This window comes from Mycobacterium sp. NGS54 (assembly GCF_059812465.1).
Genome location: NZ_JCALCS010000001.1, coordinates 431,600 through 455,565, shown reverse-complemented (window position 1 = coordinate 455,565; position 23,966 = coordinate 431,600). Strand labels below are relative to the sequence as shown.

Genomic DNA, 23,966 nt, shown 5'->3' with positions numbered 1-23,966 from the left:
GATTTGGCCGCCGCGACGCGCGTTCGGTAACCTGTCATTTACCAACGCGGGGTGGAGCAGCTCGGTAGCTCGCTGGGCTCATAACCCAGAGGTCGCAGGTTCGAATCCTGTCCCCGCTACCAGGTGAAATGGCCCCCGGAGACTTCTCCGGGGGCCATTTTCATGCCCGATGGGAACACTTTTGGGAACATTCGCAAAGCTAATGATCTGTGGGAACGGATTGGGAACACCTCGGCGCAACGCAACGACGCTAGGAGAGGTGAGCACGCCGTCCGCATGGGAACCAAGAGTCGGTAGCCGTTGAATTGGTTCGCCACCTCCGCGGCGGCTCGCGGGCTACCGCTGATCTGCAGCGTGTGAATGGGGGCCTGGGCGAGTGCTGCTGCGAGCATGAGAGCCGCACATCAAGCTGCGCACCTGCGCGGCGACGTGCGCACCGCTGCGGATTGGAGGGTCTGGGTGATGGAGGCAGGCCGGGGCACCCCGATTCGGCGCTGGCAGCGCGCTGGGTTAATTGATGACGGTGTCACGTCGAACGCCGCGGGGGACGCGTGTTCGGCGACCGATGTGGACCGTGTAACTCATCCATGCGAATAGGCGCGGGTTGCCTCGGTCACGACTGACGCAGGATGCGACCGACCTAGCTGATAGTTATCGGGCGAAGTAGTGGGGTGGAGTGATTAGGGCGGAACAGCCGTTCGCTAGTCGTCATCCAGGGACAGTCCGAGCCGAAAGGCGTGTTCAGCGATCCGGGCAAGTGGACCTTCAGGAGCGTCGAGATTGCGTAACGACCGAACGACGTCTGACAGGCCGATGCCGTAGTAGGGCAGTTCAGTATTTGATAACAGATGGGCGACCAGGTTTGCGATTGCTTCCGGATCCTGCGCAATGCGGGCTTCACCGAGATCGTGCAGGATCGGCGAGTGTTCCATGAATCCTGCCGGATGTTGAAGAACTAAGTCGACGCCCGTCGGCAATGACTGCCCGAGATAAATGACCCACGGGGCCATCGCTGATGCCTCTTGCGAGTTCATTCGACGGGGCACGCTCTGCAGTCGCCTCGACCAATACCGCTCCATCCAGCGATCCCACTGCACCTCGATGTCGTCTTGGCTCATAGAGCTCAAGTCGCTGGCTATCTCAGTTGCCCATGCGACCCGGCTGTCAACGTTTGATTTTCTTATCAGTCGGGGTATCCACGAGTTGTCATTCCCATCTGTGTGGAGAGCGATTTGAGCCAGCACGTTGAAAAGGCTGTGCCGTAGCCGTTTTGGTATGCGACTGACATTGGCTGCCGTTTCGATAATCCCGTCGAGTAGACCCGCTTCAAGTAGCGACCGATTGATTCTGCCGCCTTGGAGATATCCGCTCCATGTCCTCTGCGCTCGGTCGGGGTCGCTCCAGTCGAACAGGGGGAGTATGTGGTCTTTGGCCCAGTCGGGGTCTAGGGAGTAGAGGAAGGACACCTCATGGCCGACGATGACTTCGCCCAGGTCTGCTCGCGCATCGCCGCAAGTCAGCATTGTAGTCAGCTCGGTAGACAGTTCCTCCGTCATTTGACCATCGTTCTCAGCTGCACTCATCCAGTAGATCATCAGCTGTCCTGCTGGCGAGTTGAAGGCACGGTGGACCCAGTCGTCTTCCCCTCCGGCGTCTTTGGTATCAATTGCGGCCCAGCAACGTCGAGCCAGCGTGCGACTAGAACGAAATTGTGCCCACCTTACCGGCGATACATCATTGCGAAATCCGGCGAGCATGCGAGCGACGTCATCTGTGGTTTCGGTTATGTTGAGAGATGACGTGGTGCGGAGTATTAGGTCGGCGGTTTCGTTATCAACGGCTGCTGTCGACCATCCCCTGACCACTGATGTCTCCGCGATTGGCCGGAGCGGGGTGCCCTCATCGAAAGTATCCAAGAGATCGAATCCGATTGAGGGAGTGCTGGATACGGTGTTGGCAAGTGTTCTCTGCATGCCATCCCAGCCGTACTCATCGGGTGGTGGATCTTGTCCCGCGTACTCATCTAGAAGTCTTGCGACACCGTTCAAGTCGTTTGACTGCAGGAGGAGTGCCAACTCATCCGCGGGGGTCAGGGGCGGCGCGCTTGGGGTCGAAGCCGATTCCATCGCTTCCAAAAGCTGCTGTAAATCCGGGTGGCGTTGTGTCAAGGTCGAGAGCGCATGGTCGATCGGCTTCGATGGCTTCTGCTCGCGCATCCAGTGGAGCGTCCTGAGTGCCCTTCGCAGCGTGTATTCGTCATCGGTCGCATGGCTGAGCATGTCTTCCAAGACAATTTGCAACGCATCCTCGTCGTTACTGCTGATCACAGCCAGCAGTAGTGGCGTTACCTCGCTGACGTAGTCGTGGTCCAGAATGACCTCTAGCTTCGCGAGCCAACTTGCCTTTGCCCTTGCGTTTACGTCCTCCCTGATGGTCCACCCGTGGATGGCCAGGCGCTTGAGTAGCACAACGTCGGACGAGGCCCAAGTCGAGAGCTGCGCAGTCGCTTCTTCAGGATGCACGTTGAGGAGTGATTCCATGCAGTCGCGTGCTACCTCGACAAGAAGATCGAGATCCTCAGCGTAGCCGCCACTCGAAACCGTCGCGATTGGGTGGATTGACGTGCCGAGTGCATGGCGCTCCTTTGCCTCATCGTTTAGGTTGGCACTTCGTTGGGCTTTCCTGAGGTGTTGATCGACGATCGGCAGCAGCTCACTTGCGGAAATCTCCAATGCCGGCTTGAAGATGTCGTCCCAGGCGTCGTGGAGCTGGCGTCGGTCCCCGCGCAAGCGAACTTCACCACGCATACCTCCAAAAATCGTTGTGACGGTGACGATCTGTGGATCCGACAGGTAGGCGAATAACAGTGTTGCGGATTCTAATTCGTCGGGTAGCTGGCATTGAGATAGGAGCATGCCGAGAAAGACCATTGAGTGCGTGGGCGCAGAACGGGTCAGCGCAACGAGCCAAGGCCCACTATCTACGCTATGGGACTCGGCTCGCCGAAGCGAAGTTAAGCGCCGGGCGATCGCCTCCCAAAGAATCTGACTGAAGTGAGAGTTGAAATGGCGACATACTGCCAACGCTTTCGCAGATGTACCCGGTGCAATGAATGTCTTCGCAAACCAACTCGCTAGTCTCCAGGTGGCGGATGTGGTAGCTGTTGCCTTGTCGTCAAACAGAATCCGAAACTCAGGCTGGTCCACGATCCAGTCCAGCCACGCGGCATCTTGAGCGTAACCGCAGAAGAACTGGACCGTATTTTCATCTGCGAGGACGGAGTCAAGATACGACGCTTCGTCAGGAGTTAGATCCTGAGGCTTCTTCCCCTCAATGATGGATCTGATCTGGCGCTGGTGGTCAAGAAGGCCATTGGACGCTCGCTGCGCCCAGCCGCGCAGGGCGGTTGTGAGGGCACTATGGTTGTTGACCGGCGAGTATCCCACCGGTGTGATGCCCAGTTGGTTCCACATACCTGAATCGGGTTGGTGGGTAAAAGCAAAGCGCGGTTTGGTATGCGGACCTAGCCCCCGCGCGAGATACTTCATAATGACGTCGTTGTGGCTGTATCCGACGAATACTGTTGTGTAAGTGGCGAACATGCGTTCAAGAAATCTAGTTGCCCACGCTTCGGTGAGGTACGCGCGGCCGAAGTCGCCTGCGGTAACGACCAGGTTCTTGGGGTGTTGGGTGACTGAGCCGTGCAGGTAGACAAGGCCGGTGAAGTCGTTGCCAAGTGGTAGGGCCGGCGGCAAATACGATTCGACCACGGAGCTCAACTTGGCCGACAAGTGCGTGTCGTAATTCGTGGTAACGATGCGAACGCCGCTGGAGCGACTCAATTGGCAGATGGCATCGTGGAGGGCGTTCGGCAGCGAAGACCGCCTGGCCGTGTGCATCGCTGCCCGGAGGTGAACGTCCACGTCGTGCTTGTTTTCCATTTCGCCCATGACCTCGTCAAGTGGCTCGTCATGGACTCGTCCAATGACGTCAGCCAATTGGCTTTCGTCGCGGATGATCTCGGTCAGCCCCAAGAAGCTCGGCAGGTTCGACGGTCTTCCCATGGAGGCGCCGGCGCCTACGAAGATGACTAAGTTGTTCGCTTTATGCGCGTTGACCAGATCTCTGGGTATCTCAACGTCGCCGAATCGCACAAACCAATCATGGCCGATTTATCGGCCAGTTCTTGCGGACACACGCCGTGTCTTCACGCTCGAATTCGCCCCTCAAGAACGTAGGATGTGCCACTGGCCGAAAGCTCGACCCATTCGTCTCGATTTCGCAGCGTTGGGTGGGTTGTCAGAGGCAGGCGTTTGAGAACGCTGCGCAGGTCTGCTCGCTCTACGGTCCGGCCATATCTGATCCAATCCGTCGCGTCGCCCCAACCCTCTTGGTCGATGAGCGCCGGACCTAGTGAGGTCGGCGCAGGTGTGCACAGCGCCCAAATAAGCGGAGAGAAACAGATCTCGGCAAATACGTCATAGTTTTGTCGGGCGCCTGCCACCCGCATCATGGAATATGCGCTGGAGATTCTGCACGCAAGGTGTGTTACGCGGGCCACGCGTAGCTGAGTACCGGCTGGGAGGCATAAGTCATCGCCATCCTGATGCAATTCGTCAAGGAACGAGCTGTGAACGATGTTCATCGATGGTGCAAGCGCGACCATCGCGAGCATTACCGAACGAGCGACCCGGCCAGGCGAGATGTGAACAGCCGGAACTCCTCCCGAGGTGATAGGCAACGACCAGGAAGCGGTTGTCATTCGATTGTGTCTAGAGACACCGACTGTGAAGTCGCGGTACGCATCGTCATACAAGCTGGCAAGCCGATTGCATTGATGGCATAGCGTTCTGAGCCACAATCCTCCGTCCAACGGGGTTTCGTGCCGCATGACACCGTCGCGAATATAGGGGCGCATCCGGACTACCCGATTACCCGAGTTGCCCGAGCATTGGGGCGGAATGTGAGCTTTCGTCAGGGCCGTCGATGCGCGACACAGGTGACACAGGATTCCAGCCTCGGGCCTGGATCCCACGTAGTTGCGTCGTGCTGCCACGGTCACAAAACTAGCCCGAGCTGCCGACAAATTCTGGCCGCAGCGCGGGTCGCGCGCTCTAGACTTCCTCCAGCTGACCGCACATTGCGGCGCCTCCGTAGTCGTCGGTGTTACACGCCGCGGGTCGACCAGCTGTGAGAAGTCAATGACCTCGGCGAGGTTGGCGTCACCGTCGGCGCCTGAGAATATCAGCGTTCGAAAATTGACAGATCCATGGTTGATAGATCCATGGACGAATTGCGCATGACAAGTTTCGGGACACCGCACGTTGCGGTGGGTCACGGTCGAGTTGACGGATAGGGGAATCGGGAACCTACGCCGTGCACCGAGAATTCGTTCAGGTCCTGAAGTCGAGCAGCACCACCGCAAAGCAGAGTGGCTGTCGTCAGCTGGTCAACTCCACGGACCCCTCGCCAAACTCGGCGACGACCCGGAGACTCCCGCCAAGCGCAGCCACGTACGACTGCAACGTCCCCAGTTCGGTGTGTGACAGATCTCCGCTCTCCAGCTTCGACACCCACGCCTGCGAAACACCCATCAGTGCAGCAACATCGGATTGACGAGCGTGATGTGCTTTACGAATATCGGTCAGGCGCTGGGCCTGGACGGCGTCGTGCATCGCCTCGCGTGCGGCATCTGCGCGTGCGGGGTCGACGCGCCCCGATGCGACTGCCTCAGAGCGGATTTCACGCCACTGTCGTGCCATCGCCCTCGCCTCCCGCCAGCCAGTTCTCGTATCGCTTGTCGGCGATCGGAATGTTCTTGTCTTACCAGCTTTTCCAGCGCCCGGCTTTGTTGCCGCCGAGCAGCAGAATCGCCTGCCTTCGACAATCGAAGATGAACAGTATCCGGATGCTGGTGCCCGCCGGCCGCAGCTCCTTCATGCTGTGAAACTTCGATCCCTTCACTCTGTCCACCGTCGGTCGGCCTAACGCCGGGCCTTCGATTTCGAGAAGATCGATGGCGCCAGTCACGGCAGTCATCTCGTCGTCATTCAGTGCGAAGAAACCAGCGTTCGACCTCGTCCAGCAGAATCACGTCCCAGGTGGTCGACACTAGTATAACCTCAGAGTTATATTAGTCCAGATCGGAGATTGCGGGTTGATCGTCGGAGTCGGCGTCGTCGGACTCGCACGCGTCACCGAGCAAGAACCCAGCGGCCTGCTCGGCCGCGTCGCGATCGTCGTTGGCTAAGACGTGCGCGTAGGTCTCCAGGAAGAAACCGACATTGGCGTGCCCGATGCGCTCGCTGATCACCTTCGGATTCACACCCGCGCGCCGAGCCTTGACAGCCACCCCGGCGCCGTAGGACTCGGCGATTATCGGCGCGGGCAGCAGGGTGAACTCGATCTTGTCAGACCGGAGAAGGTCACTACCGATGCACACCGGCCACGAACCGAGCATCACTTGGCACCCGGCAACGGATGCGGTCAACCTCGGCCGGTGGTTGTTCGGTTGTGCACACCCTTTACTCGATGGTCAGGGACTGGCCGCCATAGGGAAACAGGACTTCCTGGCGCGCCAGGCAGCCGATTTCTCGCTGCAGATGCCGCAGCAGGCTCAGGCCGTCGATATCAAAGAACTCGGTCACAGCCGCAAAGCCCAAACGCGACCCGATCAACGTCCGCGTCATGGTCAGCCGTCGTCGCTCGGCGGGCTCGCGGACCGGTGGTTCACGACGTCCAATTTGTTCGCAAGTGCCGCCTCGAAGTTGAGACCTAACAATTGCGAGAGCACCACAGCGCAGATTGTCACATCGGCCACTTCCGCTCCCACGGCGTCGATGTCGAAAGATCGTTCTGAGTGGGGGCGCTGCATGCCAATATGGCCAAGGATCTTCGCGTGTAGCTCACCAACTTCCTCGCTGAGCTTGACGGCTTGCGCCAGAAGCAGTGTCGGGCTGTCTCGATCCAGTCCAACAAACTTCGCGACAACATCTGCCTGACGGTCGGCCCAGTTAACGAATTCGGAGACGGTAATTGCCGTCGAATGAACGACGACGTTGGTTGGTCGCTCACGGTCGTCTTTCAGTGACACTGGTCGTCCTTGATATCGTCCGCATGCTTGATTTTTACGAGGATGTCGTTTGCCAATGACGAGGCATCGTCTGAGCCATCGAGCCTGACGCAGTTGGCCCACGGTTTGGCGTGAGCCTCCCACGTTCCCCTGACCACCCACTCGCTGAGCCGATTAGTTTCTTTCGACCGTCTCTCGATCACGTTCCACGATGTGAAGAGTTGGAAAGCTTGCGCACCCGGTTCAATTGCCAGTGCATCGGCGAATTCGATTTCGTGGATTGACGTCTCATTCAGACGGGTCACCCTTGTGAATGTCGATTCCAGGACGGTCGGACGCCGTCGGGCGATCAACCTGCGAACGGTGCTGAGCATAAGGTCATAGGCGATCGCAAAGTCGTCGATCCCAGGCTCTTTGTTGTGCAGGGCTCCAAGGGTTTCGAAGAAGAATTGGTCGTACTTGACGACGGCCAGCGAGGCTATGCGACGTGTCAACGCCTCTGCGACAGTGGACTTTCCGCTGTGTGAAGGCCCCGTCAAGATTATGAGCACTTCCCGCCCTCGCTTGCGTTCGTACGTGCTAGGAACCATCGGATTCGGACTCGTTCCATCGCTACTTCTTGCTCCAAGTCAGCATCGTCTGCAGGCCCATTCGTTCGGCGAACCGGATGTATCGGCGTGGCCCGATGGCTCGCGTGACGGCCCAGTTGACTACGCGTTTCAGTAGTCCAGTAACGCCGGCGAGCGTGGTGAGGCCGAAGATGGTGAGCAGCGCGGTCACCCGGATGTGATGGGCGCGATATTCACTCAGACAGAATTGGCCAAGTTTGACGCAGCCGAGCAGCAGTGCCGCCGCCAAGATGATGCCAATGATTGACGACCACGTGGAGGAAAAACGACTTCGGTTGAAATCAGCGAATACTCTGTACGGTGCGTCTTGGTCGATTGGAACGTCATTGCCGCGCGCATCGGCGCGACTGCGCCACGAATACACCAGGTAGCGCGTGGGTCCAGGCCTGAATGCGGCTCCCGCGAGGTAGGCGCGCCAGGCGTATGGTTCCAGTACTCGTATGTACTTGGTCTCGGGACTGCAATGCGCCAGCTGATAGTTCTCCGGGGCCATGAGAAAAATATCCGATCGCTGAATTTCGACGATGCGAGGTCGTAGTTGAGCTTCGTGGTCGACATGCCTGCTCTCGCGAACGTCACACATGCGCAGGTCAACCACGACGCCACCCAAGTAGTGCTTGGGATTCCATATTGGCTCGGTCTGAAAGACGCGGAAGCGCATCCTGAAGTACTTTGCCTCGCCAACGGCGACGGGTGCCTGAGGGTACAACTCGTACAGCGAGCAGTCATCGTCTTCCTTAAAGTCAGCCACGGCCTTCGCGCGCGTCACATCCATACGGGCGACCGTGAGGGGAGGCGCAGTAGCAGATGTGAGTTGATAATCGCGCCCGTTCGGACCAGCGGTCGTGACGCTCACCGGTCCGCCGAAGATGAGTTCCGCGGTCGACTGTTCGACGATGTTGGGAAAGAGGTCCTGGCATGTGATGAATGCGTCTCGCGTCATCCCAACCTCGACGCGGAACGGCAGCAGCAGTTGAAAGGAGCTCACAGGATTGCTGCCGGATGCCTGTACCTCGACACCGACGTCGAAGTAGAGGAGGTGCCGCCCGGGCACAAGACCCGACACAACCCATACGTTCAGGTGGCAGCGCCCGATCTTGAATTGGTCGGTGTCCGAGCTTTTGAGTACTGCGAAATATCCCACTTCACCACCCGTTCGAGGGGGGGTGACCGACCGACAACCCGCTCGTGCGTACGGTCATGGATCGACCACGGTCGGACAGTCGCGGGCCTGCGCAGCTGGCGTCATTGGATGTCATAACTAATATGAGATTTTGGGCAATGCCGCCATCACATATTCGTGGCGTTCAGCGCCATAGCGATTCCGTTCGAGGGCGGTCGTGGTGAAGCCACCGCGCTCGAACGTCGACCGCGCGGTGGGAAACACCTTATCCGCGATCGTCACGTAGACCTCGTCGACGTCCTCCGCCGCCCATCGATTGGCTAGCCGGTTCAGGAGGTAGGCTCCAATGCTGGCATTTCTGAATCGCGGGTCGACTAAGAAGGTGCTGAGCTTTACTCGGCCGCTGCTCTTGAATGTCTCGATCGCCCCAGCAGCCAGGATGCCTCCGCGAGTCACGAGAGTGCACCTCGCGCGACCGTCGCTCGCGTCGCGCAGTCGTGACCGGAGCCACCGATCGCCATCCGGGTACAGCCGAGGCACGTCGCAGAACAGCGCGGTCACCGCGTCGGCGTGAGCCGACGTGAAGTCCACGAGTTCGACGCTTGCCTGAGGGCCCGCCTGCAGACTGCACGTATGCGTGTTCACGTCCTTTTCCCGTCTCGCCTCGCTGTGAGGCTAGTGCTCACGGTAGTGGAAGGTTCCGACTATTTCGATGTAGGACCGGCTGCGGTGGCCTGCCGAACATCCGACGCCGTCGCCGACGTCCGTGCGGCGTGCCAAGTCGCCGGGTAAAAGTCGTGGTGGGTCGTCAAATTCCGACGATGGCGTCCAGCCATTAGTCGGCGCGCAGAGGCGGCGCGCCCTGCCATTCGCGGGACGTGCGCGGCATCGCGAGGTGATCCTCTAGGAAGATAAATCGGTCGTAAAGCCTTAGCGCATCTGAAGAGAGCGAGGACACTGCCTGATGGAGATTCTCGGTTACGAAGTCGGAGACTGGTGCAGCTTCTGTGATCGGCCCGCTACGCATGTCGTGGCAGTGGCCGTAGGTGCGGGCGTGGGACCTCGCTGTGCTGCTCAAAGACAGCTCGCTGAGCGCCATTTCATGCCCCGCCTTGTTGTTGGCTGCTGTGAAGTCCACGAGGAACAGGTAGGGGTTGAAGTGGCGCGCCGGCTCGGTGTCAGCGAGTCGCGGCTAGTTCCTGAGACCCAGCGGAAGTCAGACGAGTGCCCTGATTGCGACGTGGCGCCGAATGTGACACATCAGCCAGCCTATTACAGCAATCTGGTCGGAGCGGGCGTCGAGCTATTCGAAGTCCTCAGCCAGCTCGCGTGGGGAAATGATCCGGGCCTCGAACCTTTGGTTTGTGCTAAATGCGGCGAACGATGGCCCTGCGAAAGTGCCCTGTCGCGACATTCCTAACCAGGGGCCAGAGCGTCCGGCCATCGAGTCTCTGACGGCATTCGGCGCGAACCGGAGAACGCCACACGGTCCCGCGTTTTGCAGCGGTGGACCCACGACGGACTGAATCCGACGGAACAGTATGTGGCCGTGGCTCGGTCGACTATCTCCGGTGCCCGGAGGACTGAGGATTCCGCCCGGGGTGAGGCGCGGGAAGACGATCTCAATCAGCCTTTCTGGTCGCCGTCTCGGCGCGGCCGCTGTCGCAGCGGCCTCTCGGGCCAGTTAGTCTCCGACCTCTCCGCGCAATGGCTACTGCAGGCGTTCGTATCGTGTCGGCGTCGCCTGAAAACTAACCCCGTGTCGTTAGAACCCGCCCGACGAAAAGGGGTCAATTTTCGACCGCCGTCGGCATATCGGAACGCAATGGGGCGGACGGATGCGAGGGGAGCGGTTACAACTCGTGCGCCATTGCTGGCTCGGATGCGCAACTCACGCGCACCAAGGGTGTGTCGAGGAGGTTGCGTCTACACGGTCAACGTCCCGCGAACCCCAGCATTTGGTTATGTCTTTATTCATCCCGATCATCGTTTACTTAGTGGTTATGAATCGGATACCACCGGTCGCCCGCGCGGGAATCCGCCGGCGATTGTTGAGGGTCGACCGAAAGCAGAAATCTTCTGCGGCACTGTAAAACCAGCAGGTCGCAGCTCTATCATTACTTCGCCGACAAAGACGCCCTGATCAGCGCGCGAAAGCAAACGTTGTCACGGACGTGTCTCAACTAGTGAGAATGCGGGGAGTCGGCAGGGGACGGCCAGCGACGGTCCTCGCTGGTCAGATGACTCCGAGAGCTATTAGAAGACAACGCAATTCGGCCGATGTGATGTCTCAGGACATCGGAATAGTCCCGAACCTAACTTAGGTTCGGGGTTTTTCCGAGTGGGGCAGGCTCGCTGGTCACGAGCCGGCACCGCCCTACGGCAGAATCCCCGCGACGCGACATTGAGCCTGAACCGCTTCAGCGTGGGCGTCATGTTGCGCGTAGACGGCGCGACACCAGTCACGCGCGGCGGTACCACATGCGTGCTGGAGTGCGCCGCCCATCGAACTCGCGAACGTGACATTCACGCAGCCATCACCGGATCGGTCGTAGGGGTCCGACGAGTGGTCGGTCAAAACCCATGCTGTCGAGCCGGCGGCAATAGCCCCGACGAAAACGACGACCGCTATCCGCATCGCACGGCGTTCGCCAGGCGTGAGCGGCTCGGTCGGTGGGGTCTTGCCTCTGTTGACCGTCGGCGGCTCCTTCGCGCGGCGAACACGACCGTTCCACAATAAACGGATTTCCTGAGCTCGCCATAGGTTTCCTTTTGCCAAACAGTGCGCCAATCGGCTGGCGCAGCGTGGCTGACCGTCACGCCGGCAGCCTTCTCCCGGAAGGCTTTCCGGGAGCCACCTTTCATGCCGTCGTTTCTCGTCCGCGGGTGAACTCACTGACGAGCAGTTGGACGCGGTCCGCCTCGTACTCGGGACGCAGTCGTCCGGTCCGGCCGAGCATGACCAGCCCGTGCAGCGCGGCCCAGAACACCTCGGTGAGCGTGTCCGCGTCCTGTTCGCCGGCGACCGCGCCAACCGCTTGATGCAACGCGGCGAAGGACTCCGAAAGCTGGAGCGGTGTGTCCTGGGCGGCGAATTGCAAAGCGGTCGTGCGGGTGAACATGGCGTCGTAGACCGCCGGGTTGTCACGGGCGAAATCCAGGTAGGCGTGTGCCACCCGGGTCAGGGTGTCACCCGCCGCGCCGGTGGCAGAGTGCGCGGCCCGGATCACTTCGGCGAGTTCGGCGAACCCGTCGAGGGCGACGGCGTCGGCGATCTGTTCCATGCCGGCGAAGTGCTTGTACAGCACCGGCTGGCTGTACTCGATCTCGGTGGACAGCCGACGTGTGGTGACGGCATCCCAGCCCTCGGCCTCGGCCAGCCTGCGCGCGGTTCCGATGATCAGCCGCCGGCGGGCGGTCCGTTCACGCTCACGACGATCCTCGATGGGCATGACCTGACGATATCATAGCTATAAAAACTATCAACGCTATTGACGCAGACCCGACCGAAGGGTTAGCGTTGCTAACACCTACCACCGAACGGAGCTACGAAATGAACGTGGACGACATCACCCGGGCCGCGGCGTTGATCGCGGTGCTGGGCACCGGCGTGGTCTATGGCACCGACGTGTTTTGCGCCATCGTGATGCGACCGGCCCTGGCGTCGCTGGACAACGATGCCCTGATCACGGTCATGGGCCGGGTGCACCGATACGGAGACCGGCGCATGCCGGTGCCCGGGGTGCTCGGGGTCGTGGCCGCGGCGTTGAGCGCGGCACTGGCCGCGGTCTCGGCGCCCTGGGTGCAGGCGATCGCGGCGGGCGCCGCGCTGGTCCTGCTGGTGGTATGGCTCGTGCTCTACACCCGGATCAGCGCGCCGATCAACAGGCAAATGACGGCGGCCAGCGACACGGGTCGGAAACTCCCCAACGGCATTGCGCTGCAGGCGAAGTGGGACTCGATCATCACCGCCCGCGCGACGCTGCAAGGTCTGGCGGTGGCCGCCCTGTGCGCGGCGCTGGTGCTCTGACGCCAACCGAATTCGACTGCGAGGAAACCGATTCCGATGTTTCAGCTCAGGATCTACACGCTGCGATCGCCGGAGGCTCTGCACCAATATGCGACGGTGCACTGGGCGCGGCACCTGCCCACGTTCGAGACGTTCGGGGTCACCACGCACGGCGTGTGGACCGAGCGCGACGCCAACCGGCTCGTCGCGCTGATCGGCTACCCGGCGGGCGCCAATCCCGACCAACTCACGCGGCACATCATCGCCAGCCCGGAGTTCGCCGCCGACATGGCCGGCTTCGACGTCGACGACATCGTCGACGTCCAGACGAGACTGCTTGACCCGACACCGTTTTCACCGATTCGCTGACGAAATCCTAGGAGTGCTCGACATGACCATCATCGCCACCATCGGCTACGTCCTCGCCGCAACCCTCGCCGCGGCCATCATCTTCATCGGCGCCCGCTTCCTCGTCGCGCCGCGCGTCGCGGCCGCCGGCTACGGCGTGGTACCCGATCTGGACCAACCGGGTGCGGGCGCCTACCTCAGCGTCAAGGGTGTGCGCGACATCGCCTCGGGGCTGTTCGTCATCATCCTGATGATCGCGGGCGCGACCCACCTCGTCGGCTGGGTGATGTTGGCCGCCACGATCATTCCGGTTGCCGACGCCGCCATCGTGCTGCGCAACGGCGGCTCCAAGTCGGTCGCCTGGGGTGTCCACGGCGGGACCGCCGCCGTCATGCTCGTCACGACCGCGCTCCTGTTGGTGTCCTGAGCGACGACGCCGGTATGGCGACGATCACATAACACCCGGGGAATTGCTTCGATATCGAAGCGAGTTGTAAGCGGCGTAACTGCTTCGAACTCGAAGCAACCGACCAAGGAGGGACACCATGAAGGCTGTGCGGTACCACGAGTACGGCGGTAGCGACGTTCTGCGATACGAGGAGGCCCCGCGCCCGGTGCCGGGCCCGCAGCAAGTGCTGGTGAAGGTCGCTGCCACCTCGTTAAACCCGGTCGACGCCGGCATCCGCGGGGGCTATCTGGCCGAGGTGTACCAGGTCAGCTTCCCGCACACTCCCGGCGTCGACGTGGCGGGGACCGTAGCCGAGCTCGGCGAGGGCGTGACGGGCTGGAAGGCCGGCGACGCGGTGGTGGCGTTCCTGCCCCTGGACGCCGACGGCGCCGCCGCCCAGTACGCGCTGGTGCCGGCCGACTCGCTGGCCGCCGCCCCGATGTCGGTCCCGCTGGCCGATGCGGCGGCCCTGCCCGAACCGGCGCTGACCGCATGGCAGGCCCTGTTCGAGATCGCCGGGCTCACCGCCGGGCAGTCGGTGCTGATCAACGGGGCCTCGGGTGCGGTCGGCGGCTACGCCGTTCAGTTGGCCAAGCAGGCCGGCGCAGTGGTGACCGCGACCGCCAAGGCGCGCGACGCCGAGCGGCTGCGCGGCCTGGGTGCCGACCGCATCGTCGACTACATCGACTACACCCACTCGCCGATCGACGTCGAGGGTGGGCCGTTCGACGTGGTGCTCAACCTGGTCAGCACCACCGACGAGCAGACCGAAGCCCTCATCGGCGTGGTCACCGACGGCGGATTCCACGTCGGCACAATGGTTTTCGGACCAGAAAACCCGGGCCGGGGAGTGCGCTCGCAGCGGGTCTTCGTCCGCAGCGATGCCGCCCAGCTCGCCGCCCTGGTCAGTCGCGTCGACGACGGTCAACTGCGGATCGAGGTCGCCGATCGCCGCCCGCTCGAGCGGGCCGCGGCCGTGCACGCCGACTCCGACGCCGGCCACCTGCACGGCAAGACCATCCTCATTCCGGCCGAGTAACGCACTGCCACAACCACATTCAGTGAGATGGGGCCGTCGCCCGCGACGGCCCCACCCGAAAGGAACAGCATCATGGGCAAGCTCGCACTCGTCACCGGGGCCACCTCGGGAATCGGTCGCGCATACGCCGAACGCCTCGCCGCCGAAGGCTACGACCTGGTGATCGTCGGCAGGCGCGCTGAGCGGTTGGCGCAATTCGCCGACGCGCACCTCGAGGTGAAGGTCCGAACCGTGGTCGCGGATCTTTCGAACACCGCCGGCTGAACCGATGGCGCTTCGATGTCGAAGCACTACGCTCGAACCGTGGCCAAGGCCCTCAACCCCGTCCAGCTGCGGACGTACTTCGCCCTGATGGAGGCCGTCAGCCTGCTGCAGTACGCGGTGCGCGAGCAGCTACAGGCCGACGGCGGCCTGAGTTACGTGCAATTCGAGATCCTCGCCAAGCTTGCCGACGCGGGGCGCCCACTCACCATGACCGACCTGGCCGACGGCGTGGTGTACAGCCGCTCCGGCCTGACCCATCAGGCCGGGCTATTGGAAAAGGAGGGCCTGATCACGCGGGCCGCTTCGCCCGACGACCAGCGCGCCACCGTCGTCAGCATCACCGACGACGGCCGAGCCCGCGTCGCCCAGGTCCTACCCGGCCACATCGACGTCGTGCGCGACGCGCTGTTCGACTCGCTCTCCGATCGGGACGTCCGCACCCTCGGCGAGATGATGGGCCGCGCCCGCGACCACATGCGTTCTCGGCCACCCCGTTCCGCCGCACGCGCGCGGCGCGCACGCTGACCGGCTGCGTGTTGCCGTCAAACGTGGAGCCGTTTGGCCCTAGGCGCTCAACGAGTGTTGAGCAGAAACTGGGTCATGGACGAAAAACGGGACCGGGAGTTGGGAACTGAAGCTTAAGCAACTCGTCGCTATGGCGGTGGTGTCCGGCGGACTGAGTTTGGCCACCGTGGGACTGGGTGCGGGCGTGGCACAAAGCGACCCGTCGTCTCCGGTGCCCACGCCCACGCGCCCGACCAAACCCTCCAAGCCGCCGGGGCCCGACCTCCCGCCTGGCATCGTTGACGCTCCCTCCATCCCGCTGGGTCCGCTGATTCCGGATTCCTAAGCGTTAGTCGCTCGAAAGGGTTGCCCCGCTCGACTACTACGCGACACGTCGGGGATGCGAAACTCCATATTCCGTAACGGTATTCGAGTTTCCCAATTTCGGGGGAGATCCCGGTCGCCGGGAATCGCGGCCTCCTCGCCCTGCCGGCGGCAACCGGAATGCGACAAAGGGTCCGACGTCGAAGGACTTTGGCCCCTACTTCCAATGGAAGTGGAGGGCCGACAGTGAGATCGCACGACCTGCTGGCTTGGTCGGACAGGAGAGAAAAATGAACCGCGAAGTGAGCAAATTCTTCAGTGGAGCCTTCGGTGGAATTGCCTACGCCCACGCAGGCTACGCCATAGCCGCATCCAACGGCATCATCGATGAGCCGATCTTCCTGGGGCGGAAGTGGGGCGTCGGATTCATGTGGACTGAGGCCATTGTCTACACCGCCATCAGCGTGGCCCTCGGGTACCTGGGCTGGCGCTCGCAGCCCGTCAAGCTGCACGAGGTGACCGCACCTGAAACAAACGGGCAAAGCAAGCAAGGCGCGAGCCCGCCGCAAGTGCCGCTGTCAAAATCGGGTTGATAGAGCAGCGCTCGTTCATTTGGGTCGTCGTTGACTGGAATGCGATCGCCCGCACAGACAGGAGGCCGCGACCCGCATGAACGCCGGTCCCGTGAAGTGGTGGAGAGTCTGCGCGGCGCTGCTATGCACGACCGCGCTGGTTCCCGCAGCGTCGGCGTCGGCAGACCCCAACGATGATGCGTTCATCGGGGCGCTGTCGAACTACGGAATCAACACCGACAACCGCGACACCGTGATTGCGCACGGCCATGGGGTGTGCGCCGCACTCGACAAGGGCCAAGACTCAAGCGTCATTGCGCTCAAGCTGATGAACGACTCGAAGCTCGACATCTCGTCGAGGCGGGACGCCGGGTTCTTCGTCGGCGCTTCGGTGGCAGCATATTGCCCCCAATATCGAGGCTCTGTCGACCCATCGGTGATCTGGCTGCTGCCGTTTCCCCCGATGATGTGATCGCAATGGCCATAACGCCGGTCGGCCCCTAAGACCCGCCCGGGGGCCATTTCCGTGCTCGGCGCCACGTTGGGATCGGTAGCTGCGCGAGCGGCGTCTAGTCGTACTGCAAGGAACGAACAGGCTTCCCGAGACAAGGAGCAGGCGACATGGGATTTATGGACAAGCTGAAGGGCACCGCCATGCAGGCGATGAACCCGGTGGGCCAGGCGGCCACGCGCGACAAGATCATGAGGCTGAACCAGTCAGGTGTGCTGACGCCGGCCACGGTGGACTCGATGCGTGAAACGGGCACTCAGCTCGGCGGTGGGCACCAAATCGATTTCGAGCTCACAGTGCACCCGGCTAGCGGTGCTGACTACCAGGTGCGGGTATCGCAGTCGATGCACGATGTAACCCTCAACGGAATCTCCGAGGGGGCTCGGATCAACGTCAAGGTGGATCCCGCAGATCCGCAGTCACTGCTGGTTTGGGGCGCCGCCGGTTAGCGCAACCGGGCTTCGTGGCTTTCACTCCACTTCCTCGGCGTGTGACCAAGTCCATTTGACAGCCACTAGCGGAAATGGCCCTCGGAGTGACTGCGGGGGCCATTTTCCTGCCCAACGGGGACACCTCTGGGACCATTAGCGCGTGACTGTGCGCCAAGCCGACGCCGTAAGCACCGCTCGCGGCGTCGTAAGCCATGCTCAAGGGGGGTCGGCCCAGCGGCCGGCGGAGCCCGGGTTCCGCGACGATATCGAGGGCTTGCGCGGCTTCACGCTGCTGGCCATTCTCGGCTTCCACATCTCCATGCCCGGCGTCAGCGGTGGCTTCGTCGGTCCCGACATCTTCTTCGAGATCTCGGGCTTCGTCATCACGGGGCAGCTCTGGCGCCAGGTGAGCACTACCGGCACCATCGGGCTGCGCAAGTTCTATGGGGCCCGCGCCCGCCGGCTGCTGCCGGTGTCGGCCACGGTCGGCGTCGCCACCGCGATCGCCGCGGCCCTGCTGCTGCCCCTGGTGCAGGCGCAAAGCGCCTTGAAGGACGCGATCGCGTGCGCGCTGTACGTCCCGAACTTCTGGTTCATCGTCCAGCAGGTCGACTATTTCTCCGGCGGCACGCCCTCGCCGTTCCAGCACTACTGGACATTGGGCGTGGAGGAACAGTTCTACCTGTTGTGGCCGCCCATGATCGTCGGCACGGCGTGGCTGATCCGGCGGTTGCCGCGGCGCGCGAAGGCCGGTGAGGCCCCTGCACCGAGTCCATCGAGAAGCCCGTACCTGGTCCTCGTGACGGTGATCGCGGCCGTGTCGTTCGCGCTGTCGCTGCTGATCACCTACGTGATGCCGCTGGCGGCGTACTTCTCGCTGTTCACGCGGGCCTGGCAGTTGGCCGCCGGCGCCTTGGTGGCCCTCACGGCCGAGTACTGGCGACGGCTCCCGGCGCGAGCGGCGGTGATCACGGGATGGGGCGGGATGGCCATGGTCCTGTGGGCCTGCGTCTTCTTGACCCCGGACGTTCCCTATCCGGGCACCGCCGCGCTGTTGCCCGTGGTGGGCACCGCGCTGGTGCTCGGCGCCGGGTGTTCGACCCCGTCGCGGGGCGCGGGGCGCGTCCTCGGCTGGTCACCGATGCGGTTTATCGGGCGGCTGTCCTACTCGTGGTATCTGTGGCACTGGCCGGTGCTGGTGTTCGCGCCGATCCTGGTGGGTCACCCGCTGGGGCTGGCCGGCAGGTTCGTGGCGGCGGTCGTCGTCTCTGGCGGGCTGGGGTGGCTCACGCTGCGGTTCATCGAGAACCCGTTGCGATACGCCGCTGTGCTGCGCAAGTCCCCGATGAAAAGCCTGGCGGTCGGCGGTGTCGCCACGTCGGCCGCGGCCTGTGTCGGCGTCGCCTTGCTGATGTGGGTGTCGTCCATGCCGATGCCCGTCGCGGTTGCGCGCGGCGCGCAGGCCACGCCGCTGACGATCACCGCGCCTGCCCGCCCGACCGGGGACAGCATCGAGGCCTATGACGCGGCGGTGCAGGACGTGTTCTCACAGGTGCAGGCCGCGGTCGCGTCGTCCGCCGATGTGAAGGCCGTGCCGTCGAACATGAGCCCGACGCTCGGCGACGCGGCGGGCGAAATCGGGGCGATGTTGTTCAACGGCTGCCTGCGCGCGCCCTTCCAGAGCGGACAACCCGAATGCGCGATGGGTGACACCGCCTCCAAGACGACGGTGGCCATGGTCGGCGACTCGCATTCCTCGATGTGGATTCCGGCGTTCCAGCAGATCGGCAAGCAGCGGCCGTGGCGGCTCGAAGCCATGGCGAAGGCGGCCTGCCCGATGATGGACCTGCCCGTCGCCAACCCGATCGTCAGTCCGCTGGTCGAATACCTGCAGAAATGCGGGCAATGGCGCGGTCAGATCATGGACCGGCTACGCGCCGAGCACCCGGCGCTCGTCATGGTGAGCGTGTTTCGCGGGTACACGGCCACCCACAGCAACGGATTCCTGTCGGGGTTCTCGTCATACGACCAGGCATGGAACGACGGCCTGACCCGCCTGGTGCGTCAACTGCGCGAAACCGGCGCCAAGGTGCTGGTGCTCGGGCCGCTCCCGCACCTGACGACCTCGGTGCCGGGCTGCCTGTCCGAGCACCTCGATGACGCGACGGCCTGCTCGCCGCCCATGTCGTACGCCTTCGACCGGCCCGGCATGGCGGCCGAGGCCGCCGCGGTCAAGGCCGGTGGCGGACAGTACGCCGACCTGTCCGAGCTGTTCTGCACCGCGAAGCGCTGCCCCGTCGTCGTCGGAAACACCCTGGTCTATGTCGACGCGGGCCACCTGACGCTCGAATACTCCCGGCTGCTGGCGCCGGCGATAGCGGCCCTGGCCGACCGCGCGTTGCACTGACACGACGCCGCTGAGCCGTTGTCCTGCCGCAGAAATGGGTAACCGAATCGCATGGTTCGTCAGGAGGAGGGCCGGTGGGATGTCAGCGTCAAGAGCAACGCGGTTTGCCTTGAGCGCATCTCTGACGGCGACAAGCAGTTATTCGAAGATACGTTGGCACCCGAGGAGGCCCGCAAGCTAGCCGGGCTCCTGACCAAGTACGCCGACAAGGCCGACGAAGCGGAGAAGTCCGAGGACTCGGATAAGTCCGAGAAGTCCGACGACTCCGACAAGTCTGAGGACTCCGACGAAGCGGATAAGTCGGAGGACGAGTCCGACGACTCCGACAAGTCAGACGAGTCCGATAAGTCAGAGGACTCCGACAAGTCCGAGGACTAGTGCCGTCGCGCTGTTAGAAGCACCCGCTCACATGAACTCGCCGGCCCACCCCGGCGCAGACGTTCACGTTCGGCGTGAAGTCTTGCGGCAGTGGCGCATAGTCGCCCGGCGGCGGGGCGTAGGTGTTGACGGTGTCGGCGACGTTGGTGCACCCGCTCACCGAAACGCGCCGGCCGACGCTCGCGCAGACGTCGGCGTTGGCCACGCCGGGGGGCTGCACGACGGCATAGATTTCCGGGATCGCGGTAAGGGCCAGCACCGTGGCTCCCGCGACGGTCCACGACCGCGCCCACAGATTCATCGCGATCTCCTTTCCTACGGGGTGGCGCCGCTGTCGCCGAGCAGCGGAGTCCACTGGCAACGCTGCCTGATGTCGACGAGCGGCTGACGGATGTTCTCCAGGTCGGCCTGCTCTTGCGGGTTGGCGTTGAAGTAGTTCTGCACGTCGTCGCGGATCAGATCTTTGGGCCGATCCTGAAGGCCGGTGTAGAACCCATTGACGTCCGGGTGGGTGAACAAATAGGTCGAGAGCGACGCCGCGACACCGGCGGCGACACCCGCCACGTCCCCGGCAGTGCAGTTGGCGGGCCGTGGTGGCGGATCGGCCGCGGCGGTTCCCGCGGCGGCAAACAGCAGTGTGCCGGTGACCGCGCCGGCACCGATCGCACCGACGACAACCCGGCGCCGAATGGAGGTGGTTGGGAGAAACATGGCGAGCCCCTTCCTGCGCATAGACCATCTTCTGCCAACGTCGCCGGATGCGGAAGGGTCGCGAGCAGCCAAGACCAGGCTGATCGCCGCCAAGTTCCGTTAGTGTCCAAAGGCCGACAGGAAGGACCGCAATGAACCGATTGCATCCGCGGGCCGCCGGATTCGCGTCCGTGGCAACCGCCGTAGGGCTGTGCGCCGCCATTGTGGTGCCCGCGACGGCACACGCGACGCCGCCCATCGGGATCACCGCGGTGACCCTGTCGAAGCAAACCATTGACGGCAAGGATTACATCGTCAGCGAGATCACGGTCGCGCCGAACGGGAGCACCGGCTGGCACACCCACCAAGGTGAGATCTACGGCGTCATCAAGTCCGGCATGCTGACCCACTACGGGTCGGACTGCCGGGAAGACGGCGTCTACGGCCCGGGGGCCGCCATCACCGATCCCACGGGCCCGGAGCACGTTCACCTCGCCCGCAACCTCGGAACGACGCCGCTGGTCCTCGATGTGACCTACATAGATCCGGCGGGCGCGCCGACCTCCGACAGCGCGGCCAACCCCGGCTGCGACTTCTCATGAGCACATTCGGTTTTCACACCCTGGCGCTGCTGACCGCGATCGGTTTCGCCGGGCCGCTGCTGGCGTCCGTGCCGCGGCTGCGAATCCCGATCATCATCGGCGAGCTGGCCGCGGGGCTCGTCGTCGGCAAGACCGGCCTCGGCATCATCGACGACGCCAACCCGACCCTTCAGTTGCTCGCGAACATCGGCTTCGCGCTGGTGATGTTCGTGGTGGGCACCCACGTCCCGATTCGCGATCCCGCGCTGCGCTCGGCGGCGCCGCGCGCGCTGCTGCGCGCGGTCGTGATCGGCGCGGTCGCGGCGGTGATCGGTGTCGGGCTGGGCGAGGCGTTCGGCACCGGCCACGCCGCGCTCTACGCGGTGCTGATGGCGTCGTCGTCGGCGGCGCTGGCGCTGCCGGTGATCGATTCGCTGCGGTTGCAGGGGCCCGACGTGTTGTCGGTGACCGTGCAGATCGCCATCGCCGATGCCGCGTGTATTGTGTTGCTGCCGTTAGTAATTGACCTGAAACGCGCGCCGATCGCGGCGCTCGGCGGGCTTGCGGTCGCGGCCTGCGCGGCGGTGTTCTTCGCCCTCCTGCACGCTGCCGACCGCAAGGGCTGGCGTCAGCGCCTGCACAAGTACTCCGAGAAGCAGCGCTTCGCGCTGGAACTGCGCACCAACCTGGCCGTGCTGTTCGCCCTGGCGGCGCTGGCCTCCAGCACCCACGTGTCGATCATGCTGGCGGGCTTCGCCCTGGGTCTGGTGATCGCGATGGTCGGCGAACCGCGACGGCTGGCGCGTCAGCTGTTCGGCATCACCGAGGGGTTTTTCAGCCCGCTGTTCTTCGTGTGGTTGGGCGCCTCGCTGCAGGTGCGCGAGTTGGGCGCGCACCCCAAGCTCATCCTGCTGGGGCTGGGCCTGGGGCTGGGTGCCGTGCTGGCGCATTGCGTGGGACGGCTGCTCGGCCAGCCGCTGACGCTCGCGGCGCTGTCCGCCGCGCAGCTGGGCGTGCCGGTGGCCGCGGCCACCATCGGCAACGAGGAACACCTTCTCGTCCCGGGCGAGGCATCGGCGCTGATGTTCGGCGCCTTGCTGACGATCGCCGGCACCTCGCTCGCGGGCGCGCTGGCTGCTCGCGGTCGGCCGGCCCCCGCCGTGTGAGGAAGGGACCGAAGAACTCCCATCCGGGTCCATTCGGCCCTACGGGCCGCCTTCGACCCAGTGGTCGGATGAAACCTTCGGCCGATCTAGGGGGCAACCATGAGGGATCGTTTGTATCGGGTCTCCGATCGCCTGCACCAGGGCCGCACCGTCGCGGTGCCCGGTCACGAGATCGCACACGTGGTGTCGGGCTGGCTCGCCGAGTTGGGCGCGGACAGCCCACTGGCGGACGATCTCGAGCGGGCGGTGCGCGTCGGCGACTGGGCGGCGGCCCGCATGGTCGGTGACCAGTTATCCGTCGACGTGGCCGTCATCGCGGCCTAGGACTTGTCATGTCGAGCTCCGCAATTGGCCCAAAGTCCTTTTGCCTAGTGCCGTCCTGCTCTCGCATCGCCGCACGTGATTACGCCATCGTGAACGTGACGAAGCTTTACCGAAGGGAACCAGAGCGATGAACGCGCGCTTTCCGGATGCCGGCACAGTCCGGACTGTCCTAACCCTGGCGGGCCGCGCACCCTCGGTGCACAACACGCAACCGTGGCGGTGGCGGGTCGACGACACCAGTCTGCACCTGTACGCGGATGCGGAACGCCAACTGCCCAACACCGACCCCGACGGGCGGGACCTGATCTTGAGTTGCGGCACGGCGCTGCATCACTGCGTCATCGCCTTCGCCGCCGTCGGGTGGCTGTCCAAGGTGACCCGGCTGCCGAATCCCGACGACCCCAATCACCTTGCCGCGATCGAGTTGTCGCCATACCCCGCCGACGCCGTCGACATCGCGCTCGCCGCGGCGATACCGCGGCGCCGCACCGACCGTCGCCACTACAGCGCGTGGCCGGTGCCGGTCGGGGACATCGCCCTGATGGCCGCGCGGGCCGCCCGAAACGGCGTGACCCTGTGCCAGGTCGAGGACCTCGACAAGCTGAACGAGATCGTCGCCGAATCCGTCGCGGAACACTTCAATCGCGACTACCTCGCCGAGCTGACGGCCTGGAGCGGGCGCTACGCGTCGGTGGCGGGCGTTCCCGCGCACAGCACGCCGGCCTCGGACCCCGCGGCGAAGATCCCGGGCCGGTTCTTCGCCGGCCCCACGCTGCACCAGGCGCCCGAAGCGTCGTCCGCGGAGGACAACGCCGTGGTGCTCGCGCTGGGGACGCGGGCCGACGACCGGCTGGCGCGGCTGCGTGCCGGCGAGGCCACCAGCGTCGTGCTGCTGACCGCGACGTCGATGGGGCTGGCCAGTTGCCCGGTCACCGAGCCACTGGAGATCGCCGACACCCGCGAGCTGGTTCGCTCCGACATCTTCGGCGGGGGCAACTACCCGCAGATGCTGCTCCGGGTGGGCTGGGCGCCCATCAACGCCGACCCGTTGCCCGCGACACCGCGGCGCGAACTAACCGATTTCGTCGACTGGGTGAACGAATAAAGAAGGCAAGCAGCGCACGCGATTTGGATGGATGATGTGTC

27 protein-coding genes, 1 tRNA gene and 2 pseudogenes are annotated in these 23,966 nt (G+C 63.6%); 17 read left to right on the top strand and 13 right to left on the bottom strand.

Annotated features, from left to right (window positions below):
* The first annotated feature begins 45 nt into the window (after window positions 1-45).
* A tRNA-Met gene (locus AC5Y5E_RS02250) sits at window positions 46-122 on the top strand.
* 579 nt (window positions 123-701) lie between these two features.
* Here AC5Y5E_RS02250 and AC5Y5E_RS02245 read toward each other — a convergent pair.
* From AC5Y5E_RS02245 to AC5Y5E_RS02200, 10 genes and pseudogenes are all read right to left on the bottom strand, one after another.
* Entirely contained in the window at window positions 702-4,154 is a 3,453-nt protein-coding gene (locus tag AC5Y5E_RS02245) for a DUF4020 domain-containing protein (protein WP_499901355.1), read from the bottom strand.
* 1,287 nt (window positions 4,155-5,441) lie between these two features.
* Window positions 5,442-5,762 carry a helix-turn-helix domain-containing protein gene (locus AC5Y5E_RS02240; RefSeq protein WP_499901354.1) on the bottom strand — a complete coding sequence of 107 codons (321 nt, stop codon included), beginning with the start codon at window positions 5,760-5,762 and terminating at the stop codon, window positions 5,442-5,444.
* Window positions 5,743-6,094, bottom strand: a pseudogene (locus AC5Y5E_RS02235) (type II toxin-antitoxin system RelE/ParE family toxin). The gene AC5Y5E_RS02240 and the pseudogene AC5Y5E_RS02235 overlap by 20 nt, the downstream one beginning before the upstream one ends.
* 39 nt (window positions 6,095-6,133) lie before the next feature.
* Window positions 6,134-6,460, bottom strand: coding sequence for a hypothetical protein (locus AC5Y5E_RS02230; RefSeq protein ID WP_499901353.1), 327 nt, complete (start codon window positions 6,458-6,460; stop codon window positions 6,134-6,136).
* A 64-nt stretch (window positions 6,461-6,524) separates the two neighbouring features.
* Complete coding sequence (locus AC5Y5E_RS02225; RefSeq protein ID WP_499901352.1) at window positions 6,525-6,689, bottom strand: hypothetical protein; 165 nt, start codon at window positions 6,687-6,689, stop codon at window positions 6,525-6,527.
* A gap of 2 nt (window positions 6,690-6,691) precedes the next feature.
* Window positions 6,692-7,093 (bottom strand): hypothetical protein, encoded by a 402-nt coding sequence (locus AC5Y5E_RS02220; protein ID WP_499901351.1) that lies wholly within the window; start codon window positions 7,091-7,093, stop codon window positions 6,692-6,694.
* A complete protein-coding gene (locus AC5Y5E_RS02215) occupies window positions 7,084-7,662 on the bottom strand; it encodes an AAA family ATPase (protein WP_499901350.1) in 579 nt (192 codons plus the stop codon). The genes AC5Y5E_RS02220 and AC5Y5E_RS02215 overlap by 10 nt, the downstream gene beginning before the upstream one ends.
* A 22-nt stretch (window positions 7,663-7,684) precedes the next feature.
* Complete coding sequence (locus AC5Y5E_RS02210; RefSeq protein WP_499901349.1) at window positions 7,685-8,845, bottom strand: hypothetical protein; 1,161 nt, start codon at window positions 8,843-8,845, stop codon at window positions 7,685-7,687.
* A gap of 117 nt (window positions 8,846-8,962) precedes the next feature.
* A complete protein-coding gene (locus AC5Y5E_RS02205; protein ID WP_499901348.1) occupies window positions 8,963-9,415 on the bottom strand; it encodes a GNAT family N-acetyltransferase in 453 nt (150 codons plus the stop codon).
* Window positions 9,416-9,659: 244 nt separating this feature from the next.
* Window positions 9,660-9,962, bottom strand: coding sequence for a hypothetical protein (locus AC5Y5E_RS02200; protein ID WP_499901347.1), 303 nt, complete (start codon window positions 9,960-9,962; stop codon window positions 9,660-9,662).
* A 935-nt stretch (window positions 9,963-10,897) separates the two neighbouring features.
* Between AC5Y5E_RS02200 and AC5Y5E_RS02195 the strand changes: the two are divergent.
* Window positions 10,898-11,011: pseudogene (locus AC5Y5E_RS02195) on the top strand (hypothetical protein); the annotation flags it as partial.
* A 674-nt stretch (window positions 11,012-11,685) separates the two neighbouring features.
* Here AC5Y5E_RS02195 and AC5Y5E_RS02190 read toward each other — a convergent pair.
* Complete coding sequence (locus AC5Y5E_RS02190) at window positions 11,686-12,276, bottom strand: TetR/AcrR family transcriptional regulator (protein WP_499901346.1); 591 nt, start codon at window positions 12,274-12,276, stop codon at window positions 11,686-11,688.
* A gap of 101 nt (window positions 12,277-12,377) precedes the next feature.
* Here AC5Y5E_RS02190 and AC5Y5E_RS02185 point away from each other — a divergent pair, with 101 nt between their 5' ends.
* The 11 genes from AC5Y5E_RS02185 (at window position 12,378) to AC5Y5E_RS02135 (ending at window position 20,059) form a co-directional block, all read left to right on the top strand.
* Window positions 12,378-12,854, top strand: a complete 477-nt coding sequence (locus tag AC5Y5E_RS02185; protein WP_499901345.1) for a DUF1772 domain-containing protein — start codon at window positions 12,378-12,380, stop codon at window positions 12,852-12,854.
* Between the two features lie 36 nt (window positions 12,855-12,890).
* On the top strand, window positions 12,891-13,202 hold the full coding sequence (locus tag AC5Y5E_RS02180; RefSeq protein ID WP_499901344.1) for an NIPSNAP family protein: 312 nt from the start codon (window positions 12,891-12,893) through the stop codon (window positions 13,200-13,202).
* Between the two features lie 22 nt (window positions 13,203-13,224).
* Window positions 13,225-13,608, top strand: a complete 384-nt coding sequence (locus AC5Y5E_RS02175; RefSeq protein ID WP_499901343.1) for a DUF4267 domain-containing protein — start codon at window positions 13,225-13,227, stop codon at window positions 13,606-13,608.
* Between the two features lie 118 nt (window positions 13,609-13,726).
* Entirely contained in the window at window positions 13,727-14,668 is a 942-nt protein-coding gene (locus tag AC5Y5E_RS02170) for an NADP-dependent oxidoreductase (protein WP_499901342.1), read from the top strand.
* A gap of 72 nt (window positions 14,669-14,740) precedes the next feature.
* A complete protein-coding gene (locus AC5Y5E_RS02165; protein ID WP_499901341.1) occupies window positions 14,741-14,932 on the top strand; it encodes an SDR family NAD(P)-dependent oxidoreductase in 192 nt (63 codons plus the stop codon).
* 39 nt (window positions 14,933-14,971) lie between these two features.
* The gene (locus AC5Y5E_RS02160; protein ID WP_499901340.1) at window positions 14,972-15,457 is read left to right on the top strand and encodes a MarR family winged helix-turn-helix transcriptional regulator; all 486 of its coding nucleotides are present in this window, start codon (window positions 14,972-14,974) and stop codon (window positions 15,455-15,457) included.
* Between the two features lie 593 nt (window positions 15,458-16,050).
* Entirely contained in the window at window positions 16,051-16,353 is a 303-nt protein-coding gene (locus AC5Y5E_RS02155; protein ID WP_499901339.1) for a hypothetical protein, read from the top strand.
* Window positions 16,354-16,429: 76 nt separating this feature from the next.
* Window positions 16,430-16,804, top strand: a complete 375-nt coding sequence (locus tag AC5Y5E_RS02150) for a DUF732 domain-containing protein (protein ID WP_499901338.1) — start codon at window positions 16,430-16,432, stop codon at window positions 16,802-16,804.
* A 149-nt stretch (window positions 16,805-16,953) separates the two neighbouring features.
* Complete coding sequence (locus AC5Y5E_RS02145; protein ID WP_499901337.1) at window positions 16,954-17,292, top strand: hypothetical protein; 339 nt, start codon at window positions 16,954-16,956, stop codon at window positions 17,290-17,292.
* A 142-nt stretch (window positions 17,293-17,434) separates the two neighbouring features.
* On the top strand, window positions 17,435-19,681 hold the full coding sequence (locus AC5Y5E_RS02140) for an acyltransferase family protein (protein WP_499901336.1): 2,247 nt from the start codon (window positions 17,435-17,437) through the stop codon (window positions 19,679-19,681).
* A gap of 51 nt (window positions 19,682-19,732) precedes the next feature.
* Window positions 19,733-20,059, top strand: coding sequence for a hypothetical protein (locus AC5Y5E_RS02135; protein WP_499901335.1), 327 nt, complete (start codon window positions 19,733-19,735; stop codon window positions 20,057-20,059).
* A 13-nt stretch (window positions 20,060-20,072) separates the two neighbouring features.
* Here the strand turns inward: AC5Y5E_RS02135 and AC5Y5E_RS02130 are convergent, their stop codons facing one another.
* Complete coding sequence (locus tag AC5Y5E_RS02130) at window positions 20,073-20,360, bottom strand: hypothetical protein (protein WP_499901334.1); 288 nt, start codon at window positions 20,358-20,360, stop codon at window positions 20,073-20,075.
* 14 nt (window positions 20,361-20,374) lie between these two features.
* Window positions 20,375-20,770: a hemophore-related protein gene (locus tag AC5Y5E_RS02125; protein ID WP_499901333.1), complete on the bottom strand. Its 396-nt coding sequence runs from the start codon at window positions 20,768-20,770 to the stop codon at window positions 20,375-20,377.
* A 131-nt stretch (window positions 20,771-20,901) separates the two neighbouring features.
* Between AC5Y5E_RS02125 and AC5Y5E_RS02120 the strand changes: the two genes are divergently transcribed.
* From AC5Y5E_RS02120 to AC5Y5E_RS02105, 4 genes are all read left to right on the top strand, one after another.
* Window positions 20,902-21,351, top strand: a complete 450-nt coding sequence (locus AC5Y5E_RS02120) for a cupin domain-containing protein (protein ID WP_499901332.1) — start codon at window positions 20,902-20,904, stop codon at window positions 21,349-21,351.
* Window positions 21,348-22,496, top strand: a complete 1,149-nt coding sequence (locus AC5Y5E_RS02115) for a cation:proton antiporter (RefSeq protein ID WP_499901331.1) — start codon at window positions 21,348-21,350, stop codon at window positions 22,494-22,496. Before AC5Y5E_RS02120 ends, AC5Y5E_RS02115 begins: the two co-directional genes overlap by 4 nt.
* 99 nt (window positions 22,497-22,595) lie before the next feature.
* Complete coding sequence (locus AC5Y5E_RS02110) at window positions 22,596-22,820, top strand: Rv2628 protein family (protein WP_499901330.1); 225 nt, start codon at window positions 22,596-22,598, stop codon at window positions 22,818-22,820.
* A 127-nt stretch (window positions 22,821-22,947) separates the two neighbouring features.
* Window positions 22,948-23,925, top strand: coding sequence for an Acg family FMN-binding oxidoreductase (locus AC5Y5E_RS02105; protein WP_499901329.1), 978 nt, complete (start codon window positions 22,948-22,950; stop codon window positions 23,923-23,925).
* The last annotated feature ends 41 nt before the right edge of the window (window positions 23,926-23,966 follow it).

What these genes read in the sequence shown, in the direction of transcription:
- AC5Y5E_RS02240 (WP_499901354.1), bottom strand. Translation starts at nt 5,762, where the DNA reads ATGGCACGACAGTGGCGTGAAATCCGCTCTGAGGCAGTCGCATCGGGG.
- AC5Y5E_RS02230 (WP_499901353.1), bottom strand. Translation starts at nt 6,460, where the DNA reads ATGCTCGGTTCGTGGCCGGTGTGCATCGGTAGTGACCTTCTCCGGTCT.
- AC5Y5E_RS02225 (WP_499901352.1), bottom strand. Translation starts at nt 6,689, where the DNA reads ATGACGCGGACGTTGATCGGGTCGCGTTTGGGCTTTGCGGCTGTGACC.
- AC5Y5E_RS02215 (WP_499901350.1), bottom strand. Translation starts at nt 7,662, where the DNA reads ATGGTTCCTAGCACGTACGAACGCAAGCGAGGGCGGGAAGTGCTCATA.
- AC5Y5E_RS02190 (WP_499901346.1), bottom strand. Translation starts at nt 12,276, where the DNA reads ATGCCCATCGAGGATCGTCGTGAGCGTGAACGGACCGCCCGCCGGCGG.
- AC5Y5E_RS02185 (WP_499901345.1), top strand. Translation starts at nt 12,378, where the DNA reads ATGAACGTGGACGACATCACCCGGGCCGCGGCGTTGATCGCGGTGCTG.
- AC5Y5E_RS02180 (WP_499901344.1), top strand. Translation starts at nt 12,891, where the DNA reads ATGTTTCAGCTCAGGATCTACACGCTGCGATCGCCGGAGGCTCTGCAC.
- AC5Y5E_RS02175 (WP_499901343.1), top strand. Translation starts at nt 13,225, where the DNA reads ATGACCATCATCGCCACCATCGGCTACGTCCTCGCCGCAACCCTCGCC.
- AC5Y5E_RS02170 (WP_499901342.1), top strand. Translation starts at nt 13,727, where the DNA reads ATGAAGGCTGTGCGGTACCACGAGTACGGCGGTAGCGACGTTCTGCGA.
- AC5Y5E_RS02165 (WP_499901341.1), top strand. Translation starts at nt 14,741, where the DNA reads ATGGGCAAGCTCGCACTCGTCACCGGGGCCACCTCGGGAATCGGTCGC.
- AC5Y5E_RS02155 (WP_499901339.1), top strand. Translation starts at nt 16,051, where the DNA reads ATGAACCGCGAAGTGAGCAAATTCTTCAGTGGAGCCTTCGGTGGAATT.
- AC5Y5E_RS02150 (WP_499901338.1), top strand. Translation starts at nt 16,430, where the DNA reads ATGAACGCCGGTCCCGTGAAGTGGTGGAGAGTCTGCGCGGCGCTGCTA.
- AC5Y5E_RS02145 (WP_499901337.1), top strand. Translation starts at nt 16,954, where the DNA reads ATGGGATTTATGGACAAGCTGAAGGGCACCGCCATGCAGGCGATGAAC.
- AC5Y5E_RS02135 (WP_499901335.1), top strand. Translation starts at nt 19,733, where the DNA reads ATGGTTCGTCAGGAGGAGGGCCGGTGGGATGTCAGCGTCAAGAGCAAC.
- AC5Y5E_RS02130 (WP_499901334.1), bottom strand. Translation starts at nt 20,360, where the DNA reads ATGAATCTGTGGGCGCGGTCGTGGACCGTCGCGGGAGCCACGGTGCTG.
- AC5Y5E_RS02125 (WP_499901333.1), bottom strand. Translation starts at nt 20,770, where the DNA reads ATGTTTCTCCCAACCACCTCCATTCGGCGCCGGGTTGTCGTCGGTGCG.
- AC5Y5E_RS02120 (WP_499901332.1), top strand. Translation starts at nt 20,902, where the DNA reads ATGAACCGATTGCATCCGCGGGCCGCCGGATTCGCGTCCGTGGCAACC.
- AC5Y5E_RS02115 (WP_499901331.1), top strand. Translation starts at nt 21,348, where the DNA reads ATGAGCACATTCGGTTTTCACACCCTGGCGCTGCTGACCGCGATCGGT.
- AC5Y5E_RS02110 (WP_499901330.1), top strand. Translation starts at nt 22,596, where the DNA reads ATGAGGGATCGTTTGTATCGGGTCTCCGATCGCCTGCACCAGGGCCGC.
- AC5Y5E_RS02105 (WP_499901329.1), top strand. Translation starts at nt 22,948, where the DNA reads ATGAACGCGCGCTTTCCGGATGCCGGCACAGTCCGGACTGTCCTAACC.